We start from the raw sequence: 1,133 nt of genomic DNA, 5'->3' as shown, positions 1-1,133 counted from the left end.
TGATTGGGTTTATTCACAAAGAAATGTTAAAAAATCATACAAAAATACATCCCTATCTGGTAAAATATAGTTAACACAACCAATCACCAGAAAGAGGGATGTATTATGAAAACTATTTTACCAGAAACTGAGTCGAAAAACGAGACCCAATCTTATATTTCACGTTTTTTCAAAGATAATAAACTCGGAACACTGCTTAATCAATCTAATGTCAAAAAAGAAGATGGATTCTCGCCATTGTTCCTACTACAGTTTATTTTTTCATTTGTCCTACATGGCAAGAATCTTTATCGCATTCTAGAATCGGATCGCGTACAGGATGCGCCTAAAAAAGACACGGTTCATCGCTTTCTCAATAATCCTAGGTACAATTGGCGGAGGTTTCTAACAGCTTTGAGTCGGAATGTAATCGTGACCAGACTGTTGTCACTGGTTTCAAGTGACCGTGAGCGCGTCCTTATTTTTGATGATTCTTTATACAGCCGTGCCCGCAGTAAGGCCGTCGAACTGCTTTCCCTTGTGTTCGACCATACAACGGGTGATTTCGTGAGAGGCTTCCGTATGCTGACACTTGGATGGTCGGATGGGAATACGTTCGTTCCTTTAGCCTTCTCGTTGCTCAGCTCCGCCAAGCAAAAGAATCGTTTTCAAGAAATGGATTCAAATATCGACAAACGCACTGTTGGTTACAAGCGGCGACAGGAAGCTATGAAAAAAACAACCGAGACGATGTTTGATTTACTTGACGACATCAGTCCGCTACAGCTATGTGCAAAAACGCTGTTATTTGACAGCTGGTTCGCTTTTCCGAAGGTAATCAAACGTGTTGTTTCCGAATACCCGCTGCATGTCATTTGTATGCTCAAAAGCATGCACAGGGTTTATTACACTTTTGAAGGCAAGCAATATACCTTGAATCAACTCTATAGAAAACTCCGAAAGAAACGCGGACGTGCCAAGATTCTTGCGTCCGTTGTTGTTAGTATCGGTTTAGACGATAAGGGAAACGACATAATGGCTCGCATCGTTTTCGTTCGAGATCGAAATCGTTCCAAGAAATGGCTTGCTCTTCTGTCAACCAACCTTGACCTGCCTGAAGAAGAAGTTGTTCGTCTTTACGGAAAGCGCTGGGA

The 1,133-nt window shown here is 41.7% G+C and carries 1 protein-coding gene; it reads left to right on the top strand.

All coding sequences use genetic code 11. The annotated features are described in order from the left end of the window. Positions 1-105 precede the first annotated feature (105 nt). On the top strand, positions 106-1,133 hold a 1,028-nt coding region (locus tag SPD89_RS22820; RefSeq protein ID WP_336264239.1), incomplete at its 3' end, for an IS4 family transposase.

The organism is Pseudogracilibacillus sp. SO30301A, from assembly GCF_037072025.1.
Taxonomy (GTDB): Bacteria; Bacillota; Bacilli; order Bacillales; family Amphibacillaceae; genus Pseudogracilibacillus.
This window is presented reverse-complemented; position numbering and strand designations above follow the sequence as displayed.